The organism is Flagellimonas alvinocaridis (assembly GCF_965248585.1).
Taxonomy (GTDB): domain Bacteria; phylum Bacteroidota; class Bacteroidia; order Flavobacteriales; family Flavobacteriaceae; genus Flagellimonas; species Flagellimonas alvinocaridis.
The window spans coordinates 1,581,455-1,608,129 of record NZ_OZ252111.1; the positions used below are offsets into that span (position 1 = coordinate 1,581,455).

At 41.5% G+C, this 26,675-nt stretch carries 30 protein-coding genes and 1 tRNA gene; 18 read left to right on the plus strand and 13 right to left on the minus strand.

What is annotated here, in order from left to right; genetic code table 11:
- Positions 1-6 precede the first annotated feature (6 nt).
- The 3 genes from ACP14V_RS07235 to ACP14V_RS07245 all read right to left on the minus strand — a co-directional run bounded on the left by ACP14V_RS07235 (position 7) and on the right by ACP14V_RS07245 (position 4,016).
- Positions 7-672, minus strand: a complete 666-nt coding sequence (locus ACP14V_RS07235) for an SCO family protein (RefSeq protein ID WP_272609955.1) — start codon at positions 670-672, stop codon at positions 7-9.
- The gene (locus ACP14V_RS07240) at positions 673-2,403 is read right to left on the minus strand and encodes a tetratricopeptide repeat protein (protein ID WP_272609956.1); all 1,731 of its coding nucleotides are present in this window, start codon (positions 2,401-2,403) and stop codon (positions 673-675) included. It lies immediately after the preceding gene.
- Between the two features lie 188 nt (positions 2,404-2,591).
- Entirely contained in the window at positions 2,592-4,016 is a 1,425-nt protein-coding gene (locus ACP14V_RS07245) for an L-serine ammonia-lyase (RefSeq protein ID WP_272609957.1), read from the minus strand.
- A 217-nt stretch (positions 4,017-4,233) separates the two neighbouring features.
- Between ACP14V_RS07245 and dnaK the strand changes: the two genes are divergently transcribed.
- Positions 4,234-6,150 carry a molecular chaperone DnaK gene (gene dnaK, locus ACP14V_RS07250; protein ID WP_272609958.1) on the plus strand — a complete coding sequence of 639 codons (1,917 nt, stop codon included), beginning with the start codon at positions 4,234-4,236 and terminating at the stop codon, positions 6,148-6,150.
- A gap of 69 nt (positions 6,151-6,219) precedes the next feature.
- Here the strand turns inward: dnaK and ACP14V_RS07255 are convergent, their stop codons facing one another.
- The 6 genes from ACP14V_RS07255 to ACP14V_RS07280 all read right to left on the minus strand — a co-directional run bounded on the left by ACP14V_RS07255 (position 6,220) and on the right by ACP14V_RS07280 (position 10,875).
- Positions 6,220-6,864 carry a response regulator gene (locus ACP14V_RS07255; protein WP_272609959.1) on the minus strand — a complete coding sequence of 215 codons (645 nt, stop codon included), beginning with the start codon at positions 6,862-6,864 and terminating at the stop codon, positions 6,220-6,222.
- A gap of 686 nt (positions 6,865-7,550) precedes the next feature.
- Positions 7,551-8,390, minus strand: coding sequence for a hypothetical protein (locus tag ACP14V_RS07260; RefSeq protein WP_272609960.1), 840 nt, complete (start codon positions 8,388-8,390; stop codon positions 7,551-7,553).
- A gap of 208 nt (positions 8,391-8,598) precedes the next feature.
- Positions 8,599-8,988 (minus strand): VOC family protein, encoded by a 390-nt coding sequence (locus ACP14V_RS07265; protein WP_272609961.1) that lies wholly within the window; start codon positions 8,986-8,988, stop codon positions 8,599-8,601.
- A 9-nt stretch (positions 8,989-8,997) separates the two neighbouring features.
- Positions 8,998-10,029, minus strand: coding sequence for a DUF4421 family protein (locus tag ACP14V_RS07270; protein ID WP_272609962.1), 1,032 nt, complete (start codon positions 10,027-10,029; stop codon positions 8,998-9,000).
- Positions 10,030-10,050: 21 nt separating this feature from the next.
- Positions 10,051-10,401, minus strand: a complete 351-nt coding sequence (locus ACP14V_RS07275) for a tRNA-binding protein (protein WP_272609963.1) — start codon at positions 10,399-10,401, stop codon at positions 10,051-10,053.
- A gap of 78 nt (positions 10,402-10,479) precedes the next feature.
- On the minus strand, positions 10,480-10,875 hold the full coding sequence (locus ACP14V_RS07280) for a DoxX family protein (RefSeq protein WP_272609964.1): 396 nt from the start codon (positions 10,873-10,875) through the stop codon (positions 10,480-10,482).
- A gap of 90 nt (positions 10,876-10,965) precedes the next feature.
- On the opposite strand from ACP14V_RS07280, the gene ACP14V_RS07285 reads away from it, so the two are divergent.
- The 13 genes from ACP14V_RS07285 (at position 10,966) to ACP14V_RS07345 (ending at position 19,924) form a co-directional block, all read left to right on the plus strand.
- Entirely contained in the window at positions 10,966-11,565 is a 600-nt protein-coding gene (locus ACP14V_RS07285; RefSeq protein ID WP_272609965.1) for a Crp/Fnr family transcriptional regulator, read from the plus strand.
- Between the two features lie 77 nt (positions 11,566-11,642).
- Entirely contained in the window at positions 11,643-12,608 is a 966-nt protein-coding gene (locus ACP14V_RS07290; protein ID WP_272609966.1) for an NAD(P)H-dependent oxidoreductase, read from the plus strand.
- Complete coding sequence (locus tag ACP14V_RS07295) at positions 12,605-13,324, plus strand: GNAT family N-acetyltransferase (RefSeq protein WP_272609967.1); 720 nt, start codon at positions 12,605-12,607, stop codon at positions 13,322-13,324. Before ACP14V_RS07290 ends, ACP14V_RS07295 begins: the two co-directional genes overlap by 4 nt.
- Positions 13,325-13,457: 133 nt before the next feature.
- A complete protein-coding gene (locus tag ACP14V_RS07300; RefSeq protein ID WP_272609968.1) occupies positions 13,458-14,078 on the plus strand; it encodes a hypothetical protein in 621 nt (206 codons plus the stop codon).
- Between the two features lie 15 nt (positions 14,079-14,093).
- Positions 14,094-14,495, plus strand: coding sequence for a DoxX family protein (locus ACP14V_RS07305; protein WP_272609969.1), 402 nt, complete (start codon positions 14,094-14,096; stop codon positions 14,493-14,495).
- Between the two features lie 117 nt (positions 14,496-14,612).
- Complete coding sequence (locus ACP14V_RS07310; RefSeq protein WP_272609970.1) at positions 14,613-15,242, plus strand: NAD(P)H-dependent oxidoreductase; 630 nt, start codon at positions 14,613-14,615, stop codon at positions 15,240-15,242.
- A 192-nt stretch (positions 15,243-15,434) separates the two neighbouring features.
- Positions 15,435-16,067 (plus strand): TetR/AcrR family transcriptional regulator, encoded by a 633-nt coding sequence (locus tag ACP14V_RS07315; RefSeq protein WP_272609971.1) that lies wholly within the window; start codon positions 15,435-15,437, stop codon positions 16,065-16,067.
- A 48-nt stretch (positions 16,068-16,115) separates the two neighbouring features.
- Positions 16,116-16,442, plus strand: coding sequence for a hypothetical protein (locus tag ACP14V_RS07320; RefSeq protein ID WP_424988039.1), 327 nt, complete (start codon positions 16,116-16,118; stop codon positions 16,440-16,442).
- Positions 16,421-16,990, plus strand: a complete 570-nt coding sequence (locus ACP14V_RS07325) for a helix-turn-helix domain-containing protein (protein ID WP_424988041.1) — start codon at positions 16,421-16,423, stop codon at positions 16,988-16,990. Before ACP14V_RS07320 ends, ACP14V_RS07325 begins: the two co-directional genes overlap by 22 nt.
- Positions 16,991-17,087: 97 nt before the next feature.
- On the plus strand, positions 17,088-18,176 hold the full coding sequence (locus ACP14V_RS07330; protein WP_272609973.1) for a class I SAM-dependent methyltransferase: 1,089 nt from the start codon (positions 17,088-17,090) through the stop codon (positions 18,174-18,176).
- Positions 18,173-18,751: a hypothetical protein gene (locus tag ACP14V_RS07335; RefSeq protein WP_272609974.1), complete on the plus strand. Its 579-nt coding sequence runs from the start codon at positions 18,173-18,175 to the stop codon at positions 18,749-18,751. Before ACP14V_RS07330 ends, ACP14V_RS07335 begins: the two co-directional genes overlap by 4 nt.
- 63 nt (positions 18,752-18,814) lie before the next feature.
- A complete protein-coding gene (locus ACP14V_RS07340) occupies positions 18,815-19,756 on the plus strand; it encodes an alpha/beta hydrolase family esterase (RefSeq protein ID WP_272609975.1) in 942 nt (313 codons plus the stop codon).
- Between the two features lie 36 nt (positions 19,757-19,792).
- A complete protein-coding gene (locus ACP14V_RS07345) occupies positions 19,793-19,924 on the plus strand; it encodes a hypothetical protein (RefSeq protein WP_262709773.1) in 132 nt (43 codons plus the stop codon).
- Between the two features lie 85 nt (positions 19,925-20,009).
- On the opposite strand, the gene ACP14V_RS07350 is transcribed toward ACP14V_RS07345, so the two are convergent.
- Positions 20,010-20,094 (minus strand) — tRNA-Ser (locus ACP14V_RS07350).
- Between the two features lie 103 nt (positions 20,095-20,197).
- Between ACP14V_RS07350 and ACP14V_RS07355 the strand changes: the two genes are divergently transcribed.
- The 4 genes from ACP14V_RS07355 (at position 20,198) to ACP14V_RS07370 (ending at position 23,402) form a co-directional block, all read left to right on the plus strand.
- On the plus strand, positions 20,198-20,950 hold the full coding sequence (locus ACP14V_RS07355) for a sulfite exporter TauE/SafE family protein (RefSeq protein WP_272609976.1): 753 nt from the start codon (positions 20,198-20,200) through the stop codon (positions 20,948-20,950).
- A gap of 20 nt (positions 20,951-20,970) precedes the next feature.
- The gene (locus ACP14V_RS07360; RefSeq protein WP_272609977.1) at positions 20,971-22,170 is read left to right on the plus strand and encodes a DegT/DnrJ/EryC1/StrS family aminotransferase; all 1,200 of its coding nucleotides are present in this window, start codon (positions 20,971-20,973) and stop codon (positions 22,168-22,170) included.
- A gap of 105 nt (positions 22,171-22,275) precedes the next feature.
- Positions 22,276-22,782, plus strand: coding sequence for an RNA polymerase sigma factor (locus ACP14V_RS07365; protein WP_272609978.1), 507 nt, complete (start codon positions 22,276-22,278; stop codon positions 22,780-22,782).
- The gene (locus ACP14V_RS07370) at positions 22,779-23,402 is read left to right on the plus strand and encodes a hypothetical protein (protein WP_272609979.1); all 624 of its coding nucleotides are present in this window, start codon (positions 22,779-22,781) and stop codon (positions 23,400-23,402) included. The genes ACP14V_RS07365 and ACP14V_RS07370 overlap by 4 nt, the downstream gene beginning before the upstream one ends.
- On the opposite strand, the gene ribB is transcribed toward ACP14V_RS07370, so the two are convergent.
- The 3 genes from ribB to ACP14V_RS07385 are packed head-to-tail and all read right to left on the minus strand — an operon-like array spanning position 23,399 to position 26,673.
- Complete coding sequence (ribB, locus tag ACP14V_RS07375; protein WP_272609980.1) at positions 23,399-24,535, minus strand: 3,4-dihydroxy-2-butanone-4-phosphate synthase; 1,137 nt, start codon at positions 24,533-24,535, stop codon at positions 23,399-23,401. The two genes, ACP14V_RS07370 and ribB, sit on opposite strands and share 4 nt — an antisense overlap.
- Positions 24,532-26,022 carry an LptF/LptG family permease gene (locus ACP14V_RS07380; RefSeq protein ID WP_272609981.1) on the minus strand — a complete coding sequence of 497 codons (1,491 nt, stop codon included), beginning with the start codon at positions 26,020-26,022 and terminating at the stop codon, positions 24,532-24,534. Before ACP14V_RS07380 ends, ribB begins: the two co-directional genes overlap by 4 nt.
- A gap of 3 nt (positions 26,023-26,025) precedes the next feature.
- Positions 26,026-26,673: a LolA family protein gene (locus tag ACP14V_RS07385; protein ID WP_136566871.1), complete on the minus strand. Its 648-nt coding sequence runs from the start codon at positions 26,671-26,673 to the stop codon at positions 26,026-26,028.
- Between the last annotated feature and the right edge of the window lie 2 nt (positions 26,674-26,675).

The window sequence follows — 26,675 nt, forward strand, 5'->3', positions numbered from 1 at the left end:
ATAAGATTACTCGGTCAAGGTTTTTATGGCGTCAATCAGCTTATGGATTTCGTCATTGTTGGTTCCATCATATACGCCCCGAATTTGTTTTTTTTTGTCAACAAGAACAAAGTTTGGAGTATGAATGAAGTCTTGTAAGCCGCCATCTCCATAATCCACAGCCGCAAAATAACTTTTACGGGCCAGGTTGTAAATATGCTCTTTGTTGCCCGTAGTGATGTTCCATTTTGAATCCAATACCCCATTTCTGAGGGCATATTCCTTTAAAATGGGGACACTGTCCATTTCAGGAGTTACAGAAATGGATAAAAACATCACATCGGGGGTATCCCGAAAAACCTCCTGGAGTTGCTCCATATGGTTTGTCATTATGGGACAAATGCTAGGGCATCTTGTAAAAAAGAAGTCGGTAACGTAAATCTTGTCGCCATAATCTTCTTGGGTAATGATTTCTCCATTCTGATTGATCAATTCAAAATTGGCAACCCTATGAGGTGCCATATTATTTTGAAAACTAACGTCTACCAGTTCCGCATTGAAATCTTTTGGTCCCAGAACAGGCAATTCCGGGTTATTTTTGAAAATGCCATAAACCACTGCCAAAATACCAAGGGCAATGAGTACCATTGGTATTTTGGAGCCGTTTTGTTTTAGCGAAGAAGGTTTTCCCATCTATAAAATCGAAGTTTCTATGGAGATATCCGAATGTTTCCAAGCCTTGTCAAACTCATCTTTTATGGCCTGTGCGTCTTCCATTTTGCCTTGGGCCTTCAAGCTGTTGTGTAGTCCCATCAACGACCAGCCATTCTGCCTGAGCACGCTTAAATCTTCTCGATAGACCTTTTCAGCCTCTTGGTATTTTTTGGCATTCATCAAGACTGCACCCAAGTTTTGTCTTGTGGGAATGTGCCAAGCAGCGGGTTCCGTGTAGGTAAGCCCGTCTTCAAATTCAACGGCTTTGCTCAGGTGCTCTATTGCACCGTTGATGTCCCCGTTCAAGGCGGCAAGTTCTCCCGCAACTACTTCATAGGCAATGTTCGCGGCATTAACGGACGGATTATGTGGTGTCGCCACAAGGGTTTCCAAATCAGGGTCATTTTTTAAGGCCTCTAGGGCATCCAGTTCTTCCTGCGCTTCTTTTTTGTTCCCTTTTCGCACAAATGCCATTCCCCGGGCATAGTGTCTGATCAGGTTCAGGTGCTTTATGTCTGGATTGGGGGCAGGTATGGTCAAGATTTCATTCCATTTGCCAAAACGTGTATAGGCCAGCATAGGAGTAGAGGCAAAGTCTTGCAGAAATGGCATGGTGATGAATTCGCCCACGGGAACTTTTTCAGCCGTTTTTTTTGCGGCGTCTATGGCAATATCACTATCACCCAACAAGCTGGCTGCGGACCATAAAAAATGGATGTTGTGCGGATAATACCCCAAAGGATACAATCCTTGTGAATAGCACTGGGAAATGTAATCCTCATCCGCTAAAATGGCAGCTTGATTCGCTTTTACGGCATCTAAATAACGCCCAACCCGAATGTAGATATGTGAGGGCATGTGTACAATATGTCCGGCTGCGGGCATAAGTTTTCCTAGTTTATCGGCACTGGCCACACCTAAATCAGGCTTGGGCAATTCTACCATATGAATATAATAATGGTGTGCCCCAGGGTTGTTAGGGTTGATTTCCATTGCCTTTTCCAAAGCAGCCTTGGCCTCAGAAATGTTGGGAGATGGATTCCCATCTTGGTCCCAATAGTTCCAAGGGACTGTATTCATCACCGAAGCAGCATAAAGTACTTGCACCTCTGCATCTTCGGGGTATTTTTTCAAAACTTTTGCCATTTCGTTCATATAGGCCATGTTCAATTCCGCGACATCTTTGGTAAGATCTTCACTATACCTTGCTGTAAGTGCTTGAATTAGTGCCTGCTCTTTTGGGGTGGCCGAGGAGATAAGACTTTTGGCCTTTGCCATGGCTTCGTTGGTTTTTATTTTTCGGTCTTCTGGAGGCAATGGGTCGTTGATGTTTGGTCCCAAGGCATAGGCTTGACCCCAAAACGTCATGGCCGAAGTAGGGTCTAAACGGGATGCTTCCATAAAAGACCTGTGGGCCTCTGCATGGTTAAACGCATAGGTGAGCCGCAGACCTTGATTAAAAAAGGTTTGGGCTTTTTCGCTTTTAGTGGTGATGGGGTAACTCAAATCACCCAAGTTTTCAAAAAGGGGAGCAATTTGTTGGGTTGAATCCACTATATCCAATAGGTAAGTGGTAGGAGTACATTTAATAAAGCTGAATGAGGCTTTTTGCCTATCCTTGTTCACGATGGATTGGGATTCATCGCTAGCTAGGTGAATAACCATTAGCACTGCTAGTGCCAAAATGGCCAAGCTTAGTTTTGTTTTCATGATGATGATGTTGTGTGTTAGCCAACCGATGTTTGGAACATCCGGTTCTGTGGGGGAAGCAATCAATCGAGCTCTCTATCAAATGAAAGAATCCAATTGCTCTACAGTTCTACACTAAACTAATGAAATTTAACCGATTAAGAAAGAAAAAGCGATATTCAATGCTGTATTTTTTGATGCAATCCTATTTAACAGTCGCTAAGGAAAACACCTACGGCGAGACCGCCTTCAGAAGTTTCTTTATACTTTGAATTCATGTCCTTTGCAGTTTCCCACATGGTATTGACCACCTTGTCCAATGGGACCTTAGCCTCTTTTGGATCGGTGTCGAGGGCCAGCTCCGCAGCGTTAATGGCTTTAATGGCTCCCATGGCATTGCGCTCAATGCAGGGCACTTGAACCAATCCTCCAATAGGATCGCAAGTGAGTCCCAAATGGTGTTCCATAGCAATTTCTGCGGCCATAAGAACCTGTTCAGGCGTACCGCCCATGAGTTCTGTCAACCCAGCAGCGGCCATTGCCGAGGATACCCCAATTTCAGCTTGGCAGCCGCCCATGGCTGCGGATATGGTGGCTCCTTTCTTGAAGATACTTCCCACTTCGCTGGCCACCAATAAAAACTGTCGAACATCATCAAAGTTGGCATCGTGGTTTTCAATGACCATATAATACATCAAAACGGCGGGAATTACCCCGGCACTTCCGTTGGTTGGAGCAGTGACCACCCTTCCCAGTGAGGCATTTACCTCATTCACGGATAATGCAAAACAACTGACCCATTTGATGATTTGGCGGAATTTCACTTCAGTGCCCCGAATACTTTCCAACCATTCTTGAGGAGTGGTGTAGGGAGTATTGCCTTTTAATTTTTGATGCATTTCAAAGGCGCGCCTTTTTACGTTTAGACCGCCAGGCAATTTTCCTTCGGTATGGCAACCCGTGTACATACATTCGAGCATGGTATCCCAAATACGCTGTAAACCTGTGTCGATCTCATCGGAAGAACGCAATGAAAGTTCATTTTCCCAAACGATTTCCGAAATGGATTTTTGGTTTTCCTGACAGTATTGCAGCAATTCTTGTCCAGTTTTAACCGGGTAGGGGAAGGTCTTGAATGTTTCCTTGTTCTCTTTGGAGTGAATCAATTCTTCCTTGACCACAAAACCGCCTCCAATGGAGTAGTAGGTTTCAGAAGTTGATTTTCGATTGGAGAGCTGTGCTTCAAAACGAATACCATTGGAATGAAAGGGCAAGAATTCCTTTTTAAAGACAAGATCGTTTTTAAAATCGAATTTTATGGAGTGGGTTCCTCCCAATTGGAGTGTGCTGTTGCTTTTTACATTTTCAATGGCCAAATCAATACTATCAATAGGGACAGTTTCCGGGTCTGTGCCCAATAATCCCATGACAACGGCAATGTCAGTGGCATGGCCCTTGCCTGTTAGTGAAAGGGATCCAAAGAGAGACACGGAAACCTGTTCAATATCATCAAAAATGCTCTGTTCTTTGAGTTCGCCAATCCAACGTTCGGCTGCCCTCCAAGGCCCAAGGGTGTGTGAGCTGGAAGGCCCCACGCCAATCTTGAGCATATCAAACACACTGATACATTCCATAGATCCGATTTAATGTTTCAAATATAACAAGTAGGTTGGATAAAGAAGGAAATAAGTTTGGAGGGTATTTTGGTTTCGATAGGTAGCTTAACAGGGAAAAATTTCTGAATATGGTCAGATACGGTCTGACACCTTGTCATATTCTAGGGCATGGCATGATCATTGACACTTCAAGAACGAGACAAAAAGAATTTTAAACAGAATAACTTTAGATACAATGAGCAAAATTATAGGTATAGACTTGGGTACGACCAACTCCTGCGTCTCTGTAATGGAAGGTAACGAGCCAGTGGTAATTCCAAATGCCGAAGGTAAACGTACCACCCCTTCCGTGATTGCATTTGTGGAAGGTGGAGAGATCAAGGTGGGAGACCCTGCCAAAAGACAGGCGGTCACTAACCCTAACAAAACAATTTATTCCATTAAACGATTCATGGGGAACAAGTTCTCTGAATCCAAAAGGGAAGCGGACAGGGTGCCGTATAAAGTAACCAAAGGGGACAACGATACCCCGCGTGTAGATATTGACGGCCGTTTATATACTCCTCAGGAGCTTTCGGCCATGATTCTTCAGAAAATGAAGAAGACCGCTGAAGATTATTTGGGTCAGGATGTTACCCGTGCGGTAATTACGGTTCCTGCCTATTTTAACGATTCCCAGAGACAAGCCACCAAGGAAGCCGGTGAAATTGCCGGTCTAACTGTGGAGCGAATCATCAATGAACCAACAGCCGCTTCATTGGCCTATGGTTTGGACAAAAAAGACACCGATCAAAAAATCGTGGTTTTCGATTTTGGTGGAGGTACGCATGACGTGTCCATCTTGGAATTGGGGGATGGCGTTTTTGAAGTATTGGCCACGGATGGAGATACCCACTTGGGAGGTGATGATGTTGACCAGAAAATCATTGATTGGTTGGCCGAGGAGTTTATGAAGGATGAGGATATGGATCTTCGTAAGGATGCTATGGCGCTTCAGCGCTTGCGTGAAGCTGCTGAGAAGGCCAAGATAGAATTGTCTTCTTCTGCGCAGACTGAAATCAATTTGCCTTACGTAACGGCTACGGCATCTGGACCCAAGCACTTGGTAAGAACTTTGTCTAGAGCCAAATTTGAGCAGTTGATCGATGATTTGGTAAAAAGAACAATTGCGCCTTGTGAGACCGCATTGAAATCTGCAGGTCTTTCAAAAAGTGATATTGATGAAATTATATTGGTGGGTGGTTCTACCCGTATCCCTGCGGTACAGGAGGCTGTTGAGAAATTCTTCGGCAAGAAACCATCCAAAGGGGTGAACCCGGATGAGGTAGTGGCCGTAGGTGCCGCTATCCAAGGAGGTGTATTGACCGGGGATGTAAAAGATGTACTTCTTTTGGACGTTACCCCACTTTCATTGGGTATCGAGACCATGGGAAGTGTATTTACCAAATTGATCGAGGCAAATACCACCATTCCTACCAAAAAGTCACAGGTATTCTCCACAGCTGCGGATAACCAACCTTCGGTTGAAATCCACGTGTTGCAAGGGGAGCGTCCCATGGCCGCGGATAACAAAACCATTGGTAGGTTCCACTTGGACGGTATTCCACCGGCACCAAGAGGTACGCCTCAGATTGAAGTAACCTTTGATATTGATGCCAACGGTATCATCAAGGTTTCTGCAACGGACAAGGCTACCAACAAGACCCAAGATATCCGTATAGAGGCTTCTTCTGGATTGACCGAGGAGGAAATTCAAAAAATGAAAGCTGAGGCCGAAGCTAATGCCGAGGCGGACAAACAGGCCAAGGAAAAAGCTGATAAGCTGAACGAGGCCGATGGTATGATTTTCCAGACCGAAAAGCAGTTGAAGGAGTTTGGCGATAAATTGTCCGATGACAAGAAAAAGCCCATCGAAGATGCTTTGGAAGAATTGAAAAAAGCCTATGAGACCAAAGATGTTGCTGTGATAGAACCTGCTTTGGAGAAAATCAACGAGGCTTGGAAAGTGGCTTCCGAGGAGATGTACAAGGCTCAAGCCGAAGCGGCCCAGGCCAATGGTGCTGATCCATCTGCCGGTGCTGATAGCGCTGCTGGAGGCAATACCAAGGAAGGTGATAATGTAGAGGATGTTGACTTCGAGGAAGTGAAGTAATACTCGAATAGCATAAACCATAAAAAACCCTGACTTTAGTCAGGGTTTTTTGTTTGCTTGATTTGGGTCTTATGCTGCGTTCAATTGGCGCATTTCCATTTCGCGAAGCTTTTCCAACGCTTCTGATTTTGAGTTGACATTGAGTTTTACATAAATGTTTTGAATATGGAAATTGACGGCACTGGGCGTAACACAAAGCTTGTCCGCAATCATTTTATAGGTGAATCCTTGGGTAAGGAGTTCGGCAATTTGGTTTTCCTTTCTGGAGAACGAATCGAAAGATTTGGTCTGGAAAGAATGGATGATTTTTTTGGCAATCTCATGTTCCAAAGCCACACCATGCAGGTGTAGTGCTTCAACCGCAGCAAAGAGCCTATCTTTGGTCAGCGGTTTGGTAAGGTAGCCGCTGGCCCCTTTTTTGAAAGATTCCTTGATAACCTTAAAATCGCTTTTTTGACTCATCATCAAGACTTTCAAGTCTTCATCTTTCCTGAGGAAGTATTCCAGACCATCAATTCCGGATATGCCGGCCAAGGTCACTTCAGATAGAATGATGTCAGGGGTTTTTCTTCCAAAATTGGACAAGAGCTCGTGAACTGATTTGTAAATTCCGTGCAGCTCATATTCCACAGTATCTTCAAAATACAGTTTGTACATAGGTTTTAGGCTTTCATCATTGTCGATGATCGCAATTTGTAAAGGGTGAGTTTTCATGACGCATAGATTTGGGGGTCATCTGATTCTGTTATAGTATTAAATCCCTTTTTTGGTAAAATTTGGGCAAAAAATACCTGTTCCGCCAGTTGAATGAGCAGGTAAATGGAACACATATTAGGGAGCAATGCATTGAATGTTATATGCACGCGCCTAATGCTGCCATTGTCCGAACCAAACAAATAGGGCAGGTAGATCCAAATTGGATCAGATCAAAATGTAGTTTAGAAAAGGTTGTTCAGTACCTTAAAAAGGTAGCTTGTAGGTAGCTTTAGGTATGCCTTTTTTCCGAGAGTTGTAGTTTTTTTTCATGACCAATAGATTTGGGTTTGTATTATTTCAAAAATTAAATTAGTTTTTTTTTCACTCCCACAGAATTTTTTGTAGTGTTTTTCGTTCAAATGCATTCCTGTAATTGGATTTGGTTTACTGGAATTAAACACTGAATATGAATCATTTTGATTCTAAAAAATTGTATTTCAGTATAATACAAAAAAATAGGATGCAGTTTAATGCATCCTATTCTTGGTAAAATCGGTCAGATTGAAATAATACAACCCGCTTCTATGATAGACTGTCAGTTCCCCCTGTCTTTCTTATCATGGTCATGAGTGTTTCAAATCTCGGCTATGAAACAGAATCAGATGACACCTCAGGTAGTTGACCGACTTTAGGTTTTTATGTTTTTATTTGTCCTCAAACGACGTACTTGTATACTCTTGTATTGTGGTGTTCATTGCGGTTTCAAGATTTGCATCCCTTTGTGCAATGTCATGATTATTCTTATTGGCTCGTCCATAAGCAACAGTATACTGCGAAATGGTGTGGTTTTGTCCTCTGTTGGAGACCACGAACCCAAGTCCCTTTTCTGGCGTTAGTTGGATGGCGTAGTCATCTCTGTCACTGTTGATGCGATCGCCTAAGTTAACGGAAGGTGTTAAGGTATTCAATACTACTTGAGTGGCGTAGAGGTCTAGACCGCCATAACCGTCTCTTCCTTCGGAGGCAAAGAACAATAAGGTTCCATTGTACAAGTTGGGGTATAGTTCGTCTTCCTTGGTGTTCACCTTAGGTCCAAGGTTTTTGGATACGCCCAAGCTACCATCAGATTTGATTTCGGCAACATAAATATCATATTTTCCAAAGCTTCCACGCATATTAGAGGCAAAGAACAGGCGTTTACCGTCATCAGAAACAGTAGGATGCTTTGCTGAAGCATATTTTGGACAAACTTCCATTTTGGTCATGTTTTTCCATTCACCATCAACGTTTTCTACTCTGTAAATTTCATGGATGAGTTCTTTCTTGGAAAAAACTCCATATAAAGGTTTTTGGTAGGTGGCCTTGCTAAAGTATGCAGTTTGACCATCCTTGGTAATGGTCATGGAAGGTACATAACCATCAATTGTAGATAGGTTGCCATCCATAACATGGGGCAAAAGGTCTTTATCCATCTGTGCATTTGCATTTTCATTGCAGATGAAGATTCCGATAGTAAGTAGGCTGTAGATAAGTGAACGTGTCATGATATTCTGATTTGGGGGTTAATACATGACAAAGATCAAAAAGATTTTAAGGGAATACTTATGAATTTTTCATAGGTTTTCACTTTTACCGATTAAAAAATGTATTTCATCGAAAAAATTTTAAACATTTTTCAATAAAATAACACTGGAGTATCGTTTATCGATGTTTTTAACCGTTTATCTGCACGTAAAGCTGTTTGTTAACCATTCATTTAGGCTCCAAAAGGTCCCATAGGTTACCATAAAGGTCTTTAAACACAGCTACGGTGCCGTAGATTTCTTCCCGTGGAGGTTCAATGAATTCAACATTCAAGCTTTTCATTTTTTCATGATCTCTCCAAAAATCGTCAGTGTAAAGAAATAGGAATACTCTTCCGCCCGTTTGGTTGCCAATGCAGTTGCTCTGCTGTTCGTTTGAAGCCTTTGCCAGCAAAAGGCTGCATTCTTGACTTCCCTTTGGAGCTACCACCACCCATCTTTTATCTTCGTTCAAATGGACGTCTTGTAGCAAATCAAACCCCAACTTCTTCGTATAATAGGCAATGGCTTCATCATAGTCATTCACTACCAAAGAAATATGCGCTATTCGTTGTTTCATGTTTTGTCTTTAATTCCCTGAAAAGGGTTTAAATGCATTTTCTATAAACTTTGGAGGCTGAAAACGATAACCAAAATACAGTACTCCATAAAGTTGGTCCGTTTCCACACTGCTGTTGCTGTCTTCATTATACCAATCGGAGCTGAAGGTGAGATTTAGACCAAAAATAATCTTCTCTGAACTGTAACCCAGATTCAATCCAGTTGAAAAGGAGCGTGTAAAGTAGGTGTTGTGCTCAGTTTCTATAACTTCAGATTCCATGATTTCTTCTTTAGAGAAGCGAACACCCAAGGAAGGGGACAGGTTACCGGAAACAAACCAATTCTCATGGAATACATGGGTATAGAAATATCTCGGAGAAAGTCTTAGATTAAAAAACTTTTCCTTGCTGCTGATATCCAGTTCATCAAAAGAAAAAATATTGTAGTCATAATATAAGGTTGGAATAAGACTGCCGCTGCTCACTTTTTGCCACTCATTCTGGTAGATGATGTTCCGATATGAAAAGTTTGGATTGAGAACATACGAAGTTGACATACCATAATGGGAATTGGTAAGATTGTTGAATTGTACGTACGGATCGGTTCCTTCAGTCCAGTTTGGAGCAAAGTCGGCTGTATTCCTTACATAGTATCCTTTTGTTTTGCTATAGGAGAGTCCTTGTACCCATTTCCCCAGGAAAAAGCGAAACTGATAATCTGTAAATGATGATTTGCCCTTAAGATTCTCATCGGAGTTGGCTCCCAAAAATTCTGGGACCAGACCCACACTTACCCCTATAAATTCATAGTCCAAAGACAGGAAGAGCCGATATCTACTGTTGGGTGTGAGTTCCAATCTTTCACCCTCATCTTGGTTTCTGTATAGTAGTGCATCGGCGCGGGTATCTATGTTGGCTTTTAAAATGATTTTATCGGTATAAGTGACAATCCGAGAGGAATCTTGCTGTGAATGCCCATGCCAGACATTAAAAAGAAGACAACAAAGAAAAATCCCCAAAAGGGAAAAACGAATAGGGTAAATAAGGAGGTATCTGGGCATATAGTTACAAGATACGTAGCTTTAACCAATCCGCGTACCGTTTTTTACCTTTCGTTCGGGTTGGATAAGGATGACTTCCTTGTCGTCCCCAAGGCCACCCATCACCAAACATTCGCTCATCATGGTTGCTATCTGTTTTGGAGGAAAGTTGACCACAGCCACCACTTGTTTTCCAATAAGTTCTTCAGGTTTGTACAGTTTGGTAATTTGTGCAGAAGTCTTTCGTTTTCCCAATTCGCCAAAATCGATGATCATTTTATAGGCGGGATTTCTAACTTCTTTGAAAACCTCAGCAGAAATAATGGTCCCTACGGCCATCTGTACTTTTTGAAAATCGTCCCAGCTAAGATTCCGGTTTGATTCAATATCCATGAAAAGGTGCTTTTTTGTGCAAGGTACAACCCCTGTTTGCAATACACCAAAGCGGTTGCTGGGTTTAACGCTGTATTATCATTTTTTCAACAAGGTTTTCAATATAGGGATTTGAAATCGATGTTGCCAAGCCAAGACACTACAGATAACAAAAGTGATCGCTGCCAATATAAAGAGAGTACCTCCATCGTTTTGAACCACAATGCCAAGTTGGGTAAGATGGGAAAAAATGGCCCCACCTAGGATTCCCATCCCCAATAGAGCACCCAACCCGGTGGTTCTTGGGACAAGCAATAGAATGGCTGTTACCAATTCCAATACACCGATGCCTATACGTCCAACTGGTTCCAATCCCAATGTCTCAAAAATGTATACCGATTCCGGTGCGGCGGTAAACTTAAAAAATAGGGTTTGCAATAAAATTACTGCTGCTATGATTCTTAGCGCTAGGTTGATAATAGATTTTCGATTCATGATGGTGTTGATTTAAATTACTAGGGGCTAGGTCGTAAAAGTTTGGCCCGGTTAACGGTAAAAACCTAAAATGCCCTTAATTTTGTGGAAATGACCCATAGCTTTTTCATGGAGGAACCCACAAACTTGCTTGTTTCACATTTAAGGGAAACCATCTCCCTTTCCCATACGGAAGCCAATATAGTGGCCAACAGTTTTCAATTGCATCAGCTGAAAAAAAAGGAGGTACTTTTATTTGCTGGCGATGTTTCAACCCACATGCGGTTTATTGCCCAAGGTTGTTTACGGGCATATTATATGGATGAGCAGGCCAAGGAACACATTGTTCAGTTTGGTATTGAAGGGTGGTGGGTCAATGACCTATATAGTTATCTTACCCGTACTCCGGCCAAGCAATTTGTACAAGCCTTGGAGCCTTCCATTGTTCTTCAGATTCATCGGGACACTTTAAACGACCTATATAATGAGGTACCTGCCATTGAAAGATTTTATCGGAAAAAATTTGAAAACGCCTATGTATCACTTCAAGACAGGACAATAAACGCCATGAGTAAAACCGCGGAAGAACGGTATTTAGAGTTTCGCTCCAAGCATAGGGACATAGAACAAAGGGTACCCCAATATATGGTGGCTTCTTATCTGGGAGTTACCCCAGAGTTTCTAAGTGCACTTCGGAAAGACTTGAGATAACCTTTCTTAAGATACCTTAAGTTTATCGCAAAGTGTAAGGGATAGGTTTGTATTGATAATCTATAAATCAGTACACCATGAAAAAAATCATAGCCTTTGCGGGAAGTAACAACCCAGACTCTATCAATGAAAAATTAGTAAAATCTGTCATACAGGAGTTTCCAGATTCTGGAATCGAATTTATTGACCTGAAAATTTTTGAACTCCCCCTATACAGTCAGGCGATTGAAGGCATAGGGATTCCTAAAGCGGCAAAAGTATTGTTCCATAAAATGAACGAGGCCACAGGATTTATAATGGCCTCGCCGGAGCATAACGGACTTCCATCTGCATTCCTGAAGAATATAGTAGATTGGTTAAGCCGTATCGACCAACAATTCTTTGGAAATAAACCCATTTTTTTAATGAGCACTTCGCCTGGAAGTACTGGGGGAAGGTCCCATCTTGATTTGTTGGCCCGTTTGGTAGGTCGATGGGGAGGAAATCTCATGGGCACATATTCTCTAGGTAATTTTTATAAGAGCTACAATGCTGAAGAAGGCACTTTATTGGAGCCGTACAGAGCAGAGTTGAAACATAAAACAGCAATGTTCTTGGCAGGAAAAGATGATTTGCAAAAATCAAACGTAGATGTTGTTAAAACGTATTTTGATGCTTTTTCCGAAGGCCGTACAACGGATGTAATACAACTGTTCCACCCTCAATGTTACATTGTCAGTGTCAAGGAGGAAGAACGAAATGAAGGAGCCTTACACGGAATCTATCATGGTAGGGAAGAAGTAGGGGAATTCTTGTCCAACATATCCAATATGTTCCAGACCAAGAGTTTTTTGGTGAAAGAGGTTTGTTCTTCCGGTGGGAACCTGGTATTGGCCCGTGGCAATTTTTCCCATTTGGTCAGATCAACCGGAAAACTGTTTAACAGTGATTGGGTACAACTTTGTTGGATACAGGATGGCATGATCAAAGAGTATCGGTTTTATGAAGATTCTGCAGCGCTCATTGCCGCAATGGAAAATAATACCCCAGCTCTGGAGCTATGAACAAGGCAATCATTGAACACCTATTCGAATTTTGGTCCGAAATTGGTCGGAATTGCAGTTTTTTCATACGGCATCCTGAATTTTATACCACCCATCCCGGAGATGGGTCATGGCCTAGCAAAGTTTATGGCTTGCAACCGAACAAATTATCCGGATACGAGCTGTTCCACAACATAAAGCAAGGTAAATTGCCCAACTCCGTAGCTATTGCAGAAAATTCCAAATGGGGTGGTGAATTGGTCAAAATGGGATTTCAATTGAGCTCCAAGGTATCGGCTATGGCCTTAAACAAACCTTTCAAGGTAAATGACGATCAAGAAGCACCTTTTGTCCAAGTAGATTCAAATAAACTAAGTGGCATTTTCGCTAAGATTGCCTCGGAATCATTCGGCTATCAAGTGCTGGTATCTACGGTTATTCCTCTGCAAGGGCATCCAAGAATGAAGCTGTTCTTGGGGAAATTTGACAATGAGTTTGTTTCTTGCGGGATACTCTATGTGGATCAGAAAGGAGCTTCTGGAATCCACATGATCGGAACCTTGCCAGATTATCGTGGATTGGGTCTTGGAAAAAAGATGACACAGAAGCTTATTTTGGAGGTAAGAAGGAATGGGGGAAACCAATGTTATCTGGTAGCTTCTGAAGCAGGGAAGCGAATCTATTCCAAAATGGGTTTTAAGACTTATGGAAATCTGGAAAGCTATACGATTCAATAGAACGGGAATGTCAGATGAAAAAAAGAACGCAACTGCGTTCTTTTTTAAATCCTTAATCCAGAACTTTATTAATCTACCTTAATATTCACGTAATCCTTTGAAAATAAATTTGTTGCATAAAAAAATAACAACAATGAACCTTAGGATTATAATTGTTTGTTTAGTGTTTCAATGGGGCAGTAGTCTCTCTGGACAAGATTTGAGTTATGCGCCCGACATGGTATTTGGGCATAGGTCCATTACCTACAAGCATTCTTTGAATTATAAACTTTCCCCGCAATTGAGGTTGAATAACTTGATATTGTTTGATACGGAATACAACAACGATGAAAACAATATTTACTTTATCAGAAATACCGCTTCTTTATGGCTTGCCAAAGGCCTTAGTGCAAATTTGGCCTTTGGGGTGAAAAACCCAGGGTCTTTTGGGACATTTTCTTTGGGTGTGCAAACCAATAGTTCCAATTTTTCTTTGGGCTACACGGCCGGGAGCACCTATCAAAATGGGTTTTCTTTTGAACAAGCCCTCTTACTCAACTATACCCCAAATCTCATTTGGAACATTCGTGGCTATGTTAATTTATTGGCCACCGCGAACATTGGCCGGAAAGGGTATATACGGGGACTTCAGCAACTCAGGATAGGCATGACAAATCAGGGATTGAACTTTGGTTTGGCTGTAAACCTAGATCAATTCAGCAATGCCCAAAAAACATTGGAGAACATAGGTGTTTTTATGAACTATAAATTTTAATCAAAATAAATCAAAATGAAAAAAGACAAGAATTTGGCAATATTGCTACTACGGGTAAGTATTCCATTTACAATGTTGGTCTATGGGATAAACAAATTGATCATGGGAGTGGCTTCCATAGAAATGCTCTTGGAGCAATATGGTTTACCAAGGGTCTTTGCCCAGGGTGTCTTTGTTGGTGAGATAGTGGCTCCCCTCATGATCATGTTGGGCTTTAGGACTCGTTTTGCGGGCCTATTGTTTGCTTTCAATAGCTTAGTGGCCATACTGTTGGCCCAGACCCAAAATATATTTAGATTGAATGACTTTGGAGGTTGGTCATTGGAGCTTTTGGCTATTTATGTAACTTCGGGGATGGTTTTCTACTACCTTGGCGCAGGCAAATATGCCCTTTCCAATACCAGTTCTTGGGATTGATATGAGTGCTAAAAGGTATAAAGTGTGGATTTTATGTTGAGGTTTAGTCAACCAAGGACATTTAATTAACTGAATTTGATTTGTAGCGAGCCTATTAATGGAAATTGATTTTTAAAAATGGAGTTGCTAAAACATTTAAAATGGCGTTATGCCACCAAGACATTCGATTCTACCCAAAAAATAGGGGAAAAGGATATAGAGCAATTAAAGGAGGCGATACAATTATCGGTCTCATCCTATGGACTTCAGTTGTATAAAGTATTGGTGATTTCAAACCAGAAACTCAAGGAGGAGTTGAAAATAGCTTCATGGAACCAAGACCAGATTACAGATGCTTCCCATCTTTTTGTGTTCTGTAATTACACCCAACGAAAGAATGAAGATGTGGATGCATACATTCAATCCATTTCCCAAATACAGGGTACCCCAGTGGACAAATTGGAGGGATATGGAAACCTTATCAAGCGTAGTTTGTTGGGAATGGACCAAACTACTTGGATGTCTTGGTCAGAAAAACAAACTTATTTGGCCATGTCCACCCTCTTGATGGCCTGTGCCGAGTTGCGGATTGATGCTTGTCCCATGGAAGGCTACGAGGTGGAAAAGTACAATACAATCCTAGGGTTGGACGAGAAAGGGTTGAATGCAAGCGTGATAGTTCCCGTGGGCTTTCGCTCCAAAGAAGACCATACTCAGTTTAGAAAAAAGGTGCGCAAGCCGCTTGATGAACTTTTTGAAATTTTATAAAACACATAAGTCTTTTACACAAGGTCAATTTGCAACGGACCTTACTAATTCAGTATGCAATCGTGACTTAATCCCCAGAAGGCGTTCCCAACTTCAAAAGAATGAATGTTTAGGCCAAGTAAAGCAGCCTTCATTATTAGGTCAAATGTACTAAAATAGGTCAAGTTTACTAAAATTTTATATATTTGCCTTATGGTAGATACCAAAGAGAACATATTAAAAAGTGCTTTACGACTGTTCAACAGGTATGGAACATCTAGCGTGACCTTACGAACAATAGCAAAAGATTTGGGTATTAGCCAAGGCAATCTAAACTATCACTTTAAAAAAAGAGAGGATATTATCGGCGAATTGTATGGAAGATTGGTTTACGACATCGATCAAGTAATGTTGGGCAATCAGAATAAGGAGGCCAGCTTACAATTGCTGTTTGATGTTTCAGAAGTGGTAACCATCAATTTTTATAATTATCGATTCATACTGTTGAATTTTACCGAGGTGATGCAAGAACACAAGACCATAAGAAATCACTTTCGGAGTATGGCCAAGCTAAGGGAAGAGCAGATTACCGAATTGTTCGACGCTTTTGTTCAAAAAGGCTTAATGAAAGAGGAGCAGTATCCCAACCAGTTCAGGAATCTTGGGAAACGCTATCAAATTTTGGGCGATTTTTGGATGTCGTCTGCACAAGTACTCCACCCCAAAGGCGTTGCCAAGAAGACAATACGGGAATATAGTAGCCTGTTATTGGAAGCCATTTATCCTTACCTGACCTCGGAAGGGCAGAGAGAATTTGACCGACACCATAAACAATTGAAAGGTTGACGAGACAATTGGTCTGTATCATCATAATCATTACTTAAGTCAATACAGATGATCAATTTTTATCAAACTTTAAAAGCACTGGATATCTACAAGAAAGTGATTATCCGCGATTTACTTTGTGTGGAATACAAGTGTTTTTTGGAAGACCGGACGTTCAAATTCTGGACGGAAGTGGGGTGTTTGGTATTTTGTACATCCGGGAAGAAAATATACAGTTCCAAGGGGCAAGACCTTGCGGTGGCCAAAGGCACTGTATTTTTTATGAAAAAAGGAGCGTATACTGGTGAAAGCTTTTTTGAGGAGCAATATTGTGCCCTGATGCTTTTCTTGCCAGAGAGTTATATTGGTCATTCTTGTCCAAATTTGATTATTTGAAGGTTATGGACCATGGAGCAGATCTGGCACACGGTACCCAAGAAAACTTAATTGCCCTGGAACAAGATTCCAATCTGGAAGTGTTCTTTTTTACCATTCTCAACTATTTTGCCAATATGGAGGTTGTGAACAAGGAACTTTTGGAAGTAAAGTTTGATGAGCTGTTATTAAATCTATTTACCCAGCCCAAATACGGCGAACTATCATCATACCTATTGCAATTGGTAGGGGACGACCGTGTGGGGATACGGCAAATTATGGAGGAGAATTATGCCAGCACCCTAAAACTTCCGGGGTATGCAGAGTTATGCAATATGAGTCTTTCATCCTTTAAAAGGGAGTTTGTAAGAGTGTATAAAACCGCACCAGGAAAATGGTTGCTCAATAGAAAGCTGCAATTGGCCAGAAAGTTGTTGGGGAACTCTCACTTGAACATCAATGAAGTGGCTTTTAGATGTGGTTTTGAAAGCGCTTCACACTTTATTAAAACATTTAAAAAACAGCAAGATGTTACGCCAACAAAATATCGCGCTTCCATGAATTCATAGATTTGGTCCAATTTGCCAATTCTTTGGACTTATTTGAACATTCCCGCCAAAGCAACCCCCATAAGTTTGCACATAATAATCTTAAAACAATAAAATTATGTGTAATTCTTGTTTGCCCCGAATCCCTAGTGATGCGAACAAAATGGAAGCCTTTGCAGGGCAAATGATGTCCGTTATAAACAACGCTGCGCTGGGGACAATGATTTCTATTGGGCACCGAACCCGGTTGTTTGATGTAATGGATACCTTGGAACCGTCCACCTCTTTAGAAATAGCCACATCGGCCGGGCTGAACGAACGGTATGTTAGGGAGTGGTTGGGAGCTTTGGTTTGTGGAAAGGTAGTTGAGTATAATGCAAAGGACAAGACCTATCTATTACCTGCCGAAAATGCCTTTTTCCTCACGCGTAAATCAAATGAAAAAAACATGGCAGCCATTGCCTCTATCTTGCCCGTTTGGTCTGGTGTTGAGGACAAAATTGTGAACTGTTTTGAAAATGGGGGAGGAGTACCCTACTCAGAGTATGGTAGATTCTATCAGGTTATGGGGGAAATCAGCAATGCCAATGTGGGAAATAACCTTATTGACAATATCCTAAAACACAAACCAGATTTGTTGCAGCTCCTTTCCAAAGGGATTGATGTACTGGATGTTGGGTGTGGTGATGGGAAAATACTCATGGAAATGGCCAAAACTTTTCCCAACAGTCAATTTGTGGGTATAGATATTTGTCCAGAGCCTATACAGAGTGCCAAAAACATGGCAAGGATAGCTGAACTTAAAAATGTTGATTTTTTTGAGGCCGATGTGCTGGATTATCATTTTGACAGGCAATTTGACTTGATCACAACTTTTGATGTTATCCATGACCTGGCATTCCCGGACAAGGTCCTTTCCAAAATAAATGCTTTGTTGAAAAAAGACGTAGGTCAATACCTTATGATGGACATCAATGCTTCCTCCAATTTGGAGAATAACGAAGAACATCCATTGGCGCCATTTCTTTATACCGCCTCAACATTGCATTGCATGTCCGTTTCGCTTGCACAGGGCGGAATGGGCCTGGGAACAGTTTGGGGAGTGGAAAAGGCCAAAGAAATGCTTGCGGAAGCAGGTTTTGGCACCATTACCGTAGAAAATTACGAACACGACATCATGAACAATTATTATTTCTGTACAAAATGAAAAAAGTGATTTTTAAACTCATAGCGCTAACCTTTAGTCTTATGGCATTGCTATCCTGTAGCGATGATGATTATGAAGGGGATATCATCAATGAAGACCCCACAACAACCCCAATGTTCAGTATAAATGCAAAGGGAACGGTAACAGGTAAAATGGTTGAAAACTTCAAGTTACCGGGAACCGACTTGTCCGTCGCTGGAAATGCTTTTGAAATGACCATGTACAATCCCGCAACAGGGGAGAGTATGGGCACGGTGATAGATATCAACGTAGGTGCGGAAACTTTTGAAGATGGTAGCATGTTTGGTGAAAACTATACGGTGTTCTTGTTTGAAGACCCCCAAAACAGCACCTTGGTACTACATAACCTTATTGATATGATACCGGCTCCACCGGCTAATATGAACGCTTTCATCAAGAAAGAAAACACAAAAGATAATGTGGTGTCGGGTACAGGTATCTATTCCGGTTTTGCAGGAGGATCAACCCTAAATGCCACATTGGATATGTCTGCATTTGCTGAAAACACAGTTGGGTTTGATTGTCTATACGGTTTTACCCAAATACTACATTAAAATCAAAAAAGTTGCGTAGGGTTAAAAGGAGCTCTACGCAACTTAAAACCCATTAATCTTAAAATGATGAAGAATTATACATCCAACGCCGTTTTATGGCTTTTCGCTATTGCAATGCCTATTATGATGAATGCACAAATGTCGTATGTGGATTCGTTGAAAGTCGATGATAAGGTTCGATTCTTTAGATACACGAAGCCCAAAGAAAATAGGGGCAAGGCAAAAATCATATTTGTACTTCATGGTTCTGGTATGGGCATGGATTTTATGGAAGAAGTGGTAGGTGGGCAATTCAATACATTGGCCCTAGAGGACAGTAACACCATTATAGTTTATCCAGAAGGGTATAAAGGAAATTGGAACGATTGCAGGGCAAAGGCCACCTATCCAGCAAAACTGGAAAATAGTAACGACGTGGCGTTTCTTTTGGATATAAAGAAAAGGTTGAAGCGTAAATTCGACTTTGATGACTTGGATGTTTACGCCGTAGGCTATTCAAATGGGGGGCACATGTGTTTTAAATTGGCCAAGGTGGCCTCCAGTGAATTTAAGGGTTTTGCAGTAGTTGGTGCCAACCTTCCCGTTTCGGACAATGATGACTGTACAAGTAGCCATGAAGCAATTTCCATGCTGTTGATAAATGGAACTACAGACCCTATAAACCCTTATGAAGGAGGAGAGGTATGGTCTGGTGATGGGCAAACCCGGGGATGTGTAATGTCCTTGGAGACAACGCGTGATTATTGGCTAAGCCTATTGCCTGGAGAATCAAAACTGGAATCAAAATTAGATTATGAAGACACCTATCCAAGGGATAACTCGAGGGCTGTACAAAGGACTTATTCGTCATTTGGATCAAGCATAAAAATATCCACTTTGGAAATTATGAATGGTGGACATCATTTTGCTAATCCAGACTTTAAGGATTGGCCGGACTATTTGGGAAACCTTAATCGAGATGTGAACCTGCCTGAAATCATCATGACATTTTTTGAAAGTATTTAATGATAATCAACTTGCACCCGATGTAAAAAAGTACTCATGGAATATAGAAAGCTTAAAATACCCGAACAGGAAGAACCATCAAATGAGGATTCAAATTATTTGGACAATCAATGGATTGGCACAATTCAGAACAGACTGTTTTCAGGAATCTTTTTTTTGAAACGGTGATACACATTTAATAAGACAAAACAAACTCTCTAAGTTGTGTATAATATAAAAAGCCCCTATCTAAGGGGCTTTTCACGTCATTAAGCGGAGGAAGAGGGATTCGAACCCCCGGAGGTGTGACCCTCAACAGTTTTCAAGACTGCCGCATTCGACCACTCTGCCATTCCTCCTAAGCGGGTGCAAATATATAAAGCTTTTTTGGTTCTGTAAAAGTTTATAAACTTTAATTTTTTGTACTAATGAATCCCATTTTAAGGGAGTACTTTTGCTGGCATGATGGAATGGTACCACTATGTGCTTTTGGTTGCGGTTGGTTTTGCCGTAGGCTTTATCAATACCGTAGCCGGTGGAGGTTCCTTGCTGTCTTTGCCAACCCTTATCTTTTTGGGACTTCCCCCAGCCGTGGCAAACGGTACCAATAGGGTAGCCATTGTTATCCAAACGGCCTTGGCCACAGCAGGATTTAAGAGTAAGGGGGTTTCCACTTTCCCTTTCAATCTATATCTGGGCGTTGCAGCCTTTCTAGGGGCCATATTGGGTGCTTGGATTGCCATTGACATTAATGGCGAGACTTTTAACCGAATCTTGGCCATGGTTATGTTGGCCGTGGTGCTTATCATTGTTTTCAAACCCAAAATGCGCATGGAGGAGATGGAAGAGAGGCTCACAGGCAAGTATCTCTGGTTGAGCCTCATTGTATTTTTCTTTTTTGGAATCTATGGTGGATTCATCAACGCCGGTCTAGGTTTTTTAATGATATTTTTCATGCACTATGTAAACCGGATGAACCTTGTCCGGGTAAATGCCACTAAGGTAGCGGTGGTTTTCATATATATGCTGTCCGCTTTGGCCGTTTTTGCCTTTAATGATAAGGTGAATTGGAAATTGGGACTTATTTTGGCCATTGGAAACGGGTCGGGAGCATGGGTGGCAAGCCGTTATTCGGTAAAAAAAGGGGATGGATTCATAAAGACCTTTTTAGTGGTTGTGGTGGTAGCCATGGCTATTAAACTATGGTTTTTTTAACAATATAAAACAAGAGAAGAATGCCGGGTTTTGAACTTTTTGGAGATAAGGAAAGGAAACAGGTACAGGATGTATTGGACTCTGGAGTATTGATGCGTTACGGGTTCGATGGAATGCGTAACGGACATTGGAAGGCTAAGGAGTTGGAAGCTGCCCTTTCCGCTAAAATGAAGGCCAAACACGTACACCTGTTGAGCAGTGGTACGGCCGCACTTACGGCCGCGTTGGCCAGTGCAGGTGTAGGGGCAGGGGATGAGGTAATCATGCCCACGTTCACCTTTGTGGCCAGTTTTGAATCTATTTTGGCCCTTGGTGCCATTCCTGTTTTGGTGGATATAGACGATACGTTGACGTTAAACCCATTGGCAGTTGAGAAAGCAATTACTCCTCGAACCAAAGTGGTGATGCCAGTTCATATGTGCGGCTCCATGGCCAACTTGGAGGCATTACAACAGATTTGTGACCAACACGACCTTTTGCTCTTGGAAGATGCCTGCCAGGCCATTGGGGGAAGTTATAAAGGTAAACCTTTGGGCAGTATAGGGGATTTGGGCTGTTTTTCCTTTGATTATGTAAAAACAATAACCTGTGGTGAGGGAGGAGCTGTTATAACCAATAATGAGACCTATTACCAAAATGCCCATAAATATTCAGATCATGGGCACGACCATATTGGAAACGACAGGGGAGCGGAAGAGCATCCCTTCTTGGGATACAACTTTCGGATTTCAGAATTGAACGCTGCCGTGGGACTGGCTCAACTGAATAGATTGGATGAATTTATCGCTCTTCAGAAGAAAAATTATACCATTTTAAGGGAAGCCCTGTCCCAGGTCCCGGAGATTACCTTTCGAACGGTGCCTGATGAGGGAGAAGAGAACTACTCTTTCCTGAGTTTCTTCCTTCCTTCGGAAACGATTGCCCAAAAAGCCCACAAAGCTTTGGGGGAAAACGGAGTTGATGCTTGCTTCTATTGGTACAATAACAACTGGCACTACTATAGAAAATGGGAACACCTTACCCAAAAGAAAGCGTTGGGCAAACTACCGCAAGAAGTGATAAATGGGTTGCCGGACTATTCCAAAACTGATTTTTCCGCATCCGACCACTGGATAGGCAGGACCATTTCATGTCTGATCAAATTAAGTTGGACTGAAACTGAAGTACAGGAAAGAGCGCAAAAAATGGTCCAAACCATTCAAAAAGTACTCAAGGCTTAAGTGTCTCCCAATTAGAAGTTGCTGAGGGGCAATGATTCTTTTTTAAGTTTTTGTCATAATTTAAGATTGACGGTAACTAAAAGGAATAAAGACCCAGCAATCTTTATGGAAGAAGATTTAGAAAGTGTTTTCCTAAATGCACTGGAACATTCCCAGGAAAAAATATTCCGTATCTGTATTTCGTACACAAAAGATACGGAGGAAGCCAAAGACCTTTTTCAGGAAATACTGGTCAATATATGGAAATCACTACCCAATTTTAAGGGAGATTCATCACTTTCAACATGGATTTATCGTATTACGATAAATGTAAGTCTCAGGTATAAAACCAACCTGATCAAAAACAGATTTCGGTTTGCTCGAACCAAAAGTATTATTGTAGAGCATGTTGAATCCCAAGCTGAAGAAAGTCCAAGCGATCAAAAATTGATACTGCTCAGGGCCTGTGTCAGAAACCTTAATGAGGTGGACAAAGCGGTCATTGCGTTGTATTTAGAAGAGGTGCCATACAAAGAAATCTCCCAAATTACAGGACTCAAGGAAAATACGGTCGCGGTCAGGGTCAAGCGAATCAAAGAAAAATTGTTGAACTGTATAAATGAAAAGCTATGATGGAGAACGAACTCATTGCCATTTGGCAGTCCTCACCAAACCACGAACGCATTAAGTTTGAAAAATCGAGGTTGATGCTGGAGGTGCAATCAAGTCTGGATAAGTTTAAGATAACTACCAGATATTGGGATTTTATGGAAATTGGTATAGCGACAATAATGATTCCTATTTTTGCTTACCAAGCATACAGATTACCAAGTATACTGTCAAAATTTGGCGCTATTTTAATTGTGATATGGCTAATCTATGTGATACATATTGCCTTAAAACTGAAAAAGGCAAAACCTAATGAAGATGAAGCCTATCTCAAATATTTAAAAAAGAGTAGGGTCTATTTAGAACGCCATGAGAAATTATCAAGCAAACTAATGCAATGGTATGTTCTTCCTTGCATGATAGGAGTTGTCTTGATAATGATTGGAAAATTAGACTTGTTGACGAAATCTTGGTCGCAAATAGCAAGTACAAAAATGGTTTGGATCAGCCTCGCGGTTTTTGGTGCTATTGGAATATTTGTTTATCAGGTCAACAAATGGGTGGTAAAGAAAGAGTTTACCCCCAGATTAAAAAAAGTGGGTGAACTGATTCGCTTAATGGAGGACGACCAAGTCGAATCTTAATACTTCACATATTCCACAATTTCCAATCCGTAACCTACCATCCCTACTCGGCGGGTCTGTTCAGAATTTGAAAGCAAACGAATCTTTGAAATGTTGAGGTCGTGCAAAATCTGGGCGCCGATACCAAAATCCTTGGTATCCATATCAATTTTGGGAGCTTTGGTAATACCTTCCGCCTGAAGTTTCTTTAATTCTGCCAAACGGCCCAATAAATTTTTGGATTGGTTTCCTTGATTGATAAAAATCATGGCGCCTTTGTCCTCTGCATTCAAAACGTTGAACATTCTGTGCAATGTTTCGTCCGGGTTGTTGGTGAGGGTGCCCAAAATATCATTGTTCACAAGGGTAGAGTTGATTCGGGTAAGCACAGGGTCGCCATGTTTCCAGTTACCTCGAACCAAGGCAATATGCACCTGGTCGTTTGTGGTCTGTTTGTAAGCACGCAAACGATATTCCCCAAACCGGGTCTTTATATTGAAGGCCTCTTTAAGCTCAATAAGACTGTCATGCTCCATTCTGTAGGCAATCAAGTCTTCAATGGATACAATTTTAAGGTCAAATTTTTTTGCTACTTCCAAAAGTTGGGGTAAACGGGCCATAGTGCCGTCTTCGTTCATGATTTCCACGATGACGCCAGCAGGTTCCAGTCCGGCCAAGCGGGCAAAATCAATAGCGGCTTCGGTATGTCCTGTACGACGCAGCACACCACCCTCTTTAGCAATTAGGGGAAAGATATGTCCAGGGCGGGCCAATTCATGGGCTTTGGTATTTGCATCGGTCAATGCCAAGATGGTTTTGGCCCTGTCCGAAGCGGAAATCCCAGTTGTGACTCCATTTCCCCTTAAATCCACAGAAACAGTAAAGGCGGTCTCCAATGGGTCTGTGTTGTGGGTGACCATTTTATGGAGGCCCAAATCTTTGCACTTACCTTCGGTAAGCGGGGCACAGATAAGCCCTCGGCCATGGGTGGCCATGAAATTTACGGTCTCAGGAGTAATCAGTTCAGCAGCAGCCACAAAATCACCTTCATTTTCGCGATCTTCATCATCCACAACAATAATGACCTTTCCTTGCCTAATGTCTTCAATGGCTTCCTCTATGGCGTGCAATTGTATTTGTTTTTCCTCAATCATTCCTCTTCAACAACGTTGCTTTTTCGTTTAAAAATGCTCTTAATACGATCAATAATATGTCCAAAACCAAACAATCCTCTGTCCGCCGTGGCTCTTTTGGTCAATGAAATGCCCAAGGGCAACATGATCAAGGTAGAGAGCCAAGCTCCGATTGCTGGGTGGATATTGCCTTCCTTGGCATAATTGCCAGCGAAGACCCCAATAAAATAATAGGTCAAAAATAAAACAATGGCAATGACCATAGGTAATCCCAATCCTCCTTTTCGGATAATGGCCCCCAATGGCGCCCCAACAAAAAATAAAATGATACAAGAAAAAGCAAGTGCAAATTTTTTGTGCAGGGACAATATATGGGCATTGTAGAACTTGTACCGTTGTTGCAACTCTTCTTTTTTGGAAACCACGGTGTTCATAATACTGTTTACTGAGTTCTTGGCATTGTTCACCACTTGCAAACGCTGCCATTCCTGTAGTGCATCCAGTAAATCGTCCACTGTTTTTATGGAATCCTTGGAAATTGCCTTATCCTGTATTTGTGATGCGATTTCTAAACTGTCCACAGCTGGAGGGTTCGCAGGAAAGGCGCCCATTCGATTGACAATGTTTTTGGAAAATGCCTCTACTTTTTCAAGATTGTTGGTGCCTAAAGAATCAATATCCTTGATCAAACGGCCCACGTTTTTCATTTTGTCCGTGGTAATGTTGCCATCCTCTTCCAAATCTTGATCATTTAGTTCTGAAATATCTATGTTGATGGTATAGGTTTCAAAATGGGCTTTTGCAAAGGGTTGTTTCCTTTTTTCCTTATTGTCATCTTTTACCAACTCTTCGTAGTAATTACCATCCTTCAAAACCAGTTGGATGATATCGGAATCTTCACTGCTGATCAATTCCCCACCTTTGGCCTTGATGACAGTATTGTTTACATTTTGATTGGTTTTTTTATGGATGACCACATTCTCCAAAAACCGGTCTTGGTCCCCATACTTACGGTCTACCTTAATGTTCATACCCTCCCCAGTGCCTTCAAAATCACTAAAGACCCCTTCGGTAATGGCGGCGGCTGGCTTTACCTTGGCAATGTTCCGTCTAAGGTTGAATATTTTTTGTTCGGATTTTGGGATGACATTATTGGCAAAAAAGAAGGTGACCACACCTAGAAAAAGTACAAAAATCACCAAGCTTCGCATTCCTCTTTGCAATGAAATGCCGGAAGCCTTCATGGCCGCAAACTCATAATTTTCGGCAAAGGTTCCAAAAGTAAGGATGGAGGAAAGCAATACGGTCAAAGGCAGCACCTTGTCTACCAAGGTAGGGATAAAGTAAAAAATAAACTTGGCTATAATTACAAACCCCAGACCTTTTCCCGCCAAATCATCTATGAAGAGCCATATTCCCTGAAAAATAAATATGACAATCAAGATGACAAAGGAACTAAAGAAGTTGTAGAGAAACCTCGATAATATATACTGGTCTAGTATTTTCAATGCTTAGTTTCGTGTTATGTAATACCCTTTATCCTCGTATTTTTTCTCGTCAAAGGTAAATAGGGTACTTGAAAGTGGCTGGTTGGTTTTGAAAGAATTAACGGTTATGGTCGTTTTTGTACCGTTGTTCCCGGTTTGAATCAATTTGTATATGTGTTTGGTTTGGGTGTCTATGCCCAAAAGAACCGACTTTATCTCCGTGTTTGAATCAATGGGGGTAAGCTTTACATACTGAATTTTTCTTCCGCCAGCATTTTGCAGAATGTCCCAAGAATAATTGTGGCCGGTCTTATAAAAGGTAAGCATTTTGGAAGGGCTTACGTTGTCTGCATCTTCATTCACATCTTCTATGGTAACTTCTTCGTTTTCAGGAACCACAGTGTAGACTTTGTCGCCATCGAACAATTGTTGTGCCCCAAAATAATTCAAGAAATATTTTTCGCCCTTTAGGGTCACATTGCCATGCGTTTCTTGTTTTAGGTTTGCTTCTGTATTTTCTATGGTGGAAGTGAAATCAATATAAATATTGTCATAACTCTTCACTTTGTCATATACCTCATCCAACAGGGCCTTTGCCTTGGATGAGCTTTGGGCATGGGAGAAAAATGCAACGGTTAATAGTCCAATAAAAAGAATATGCTTTTTGATCATAG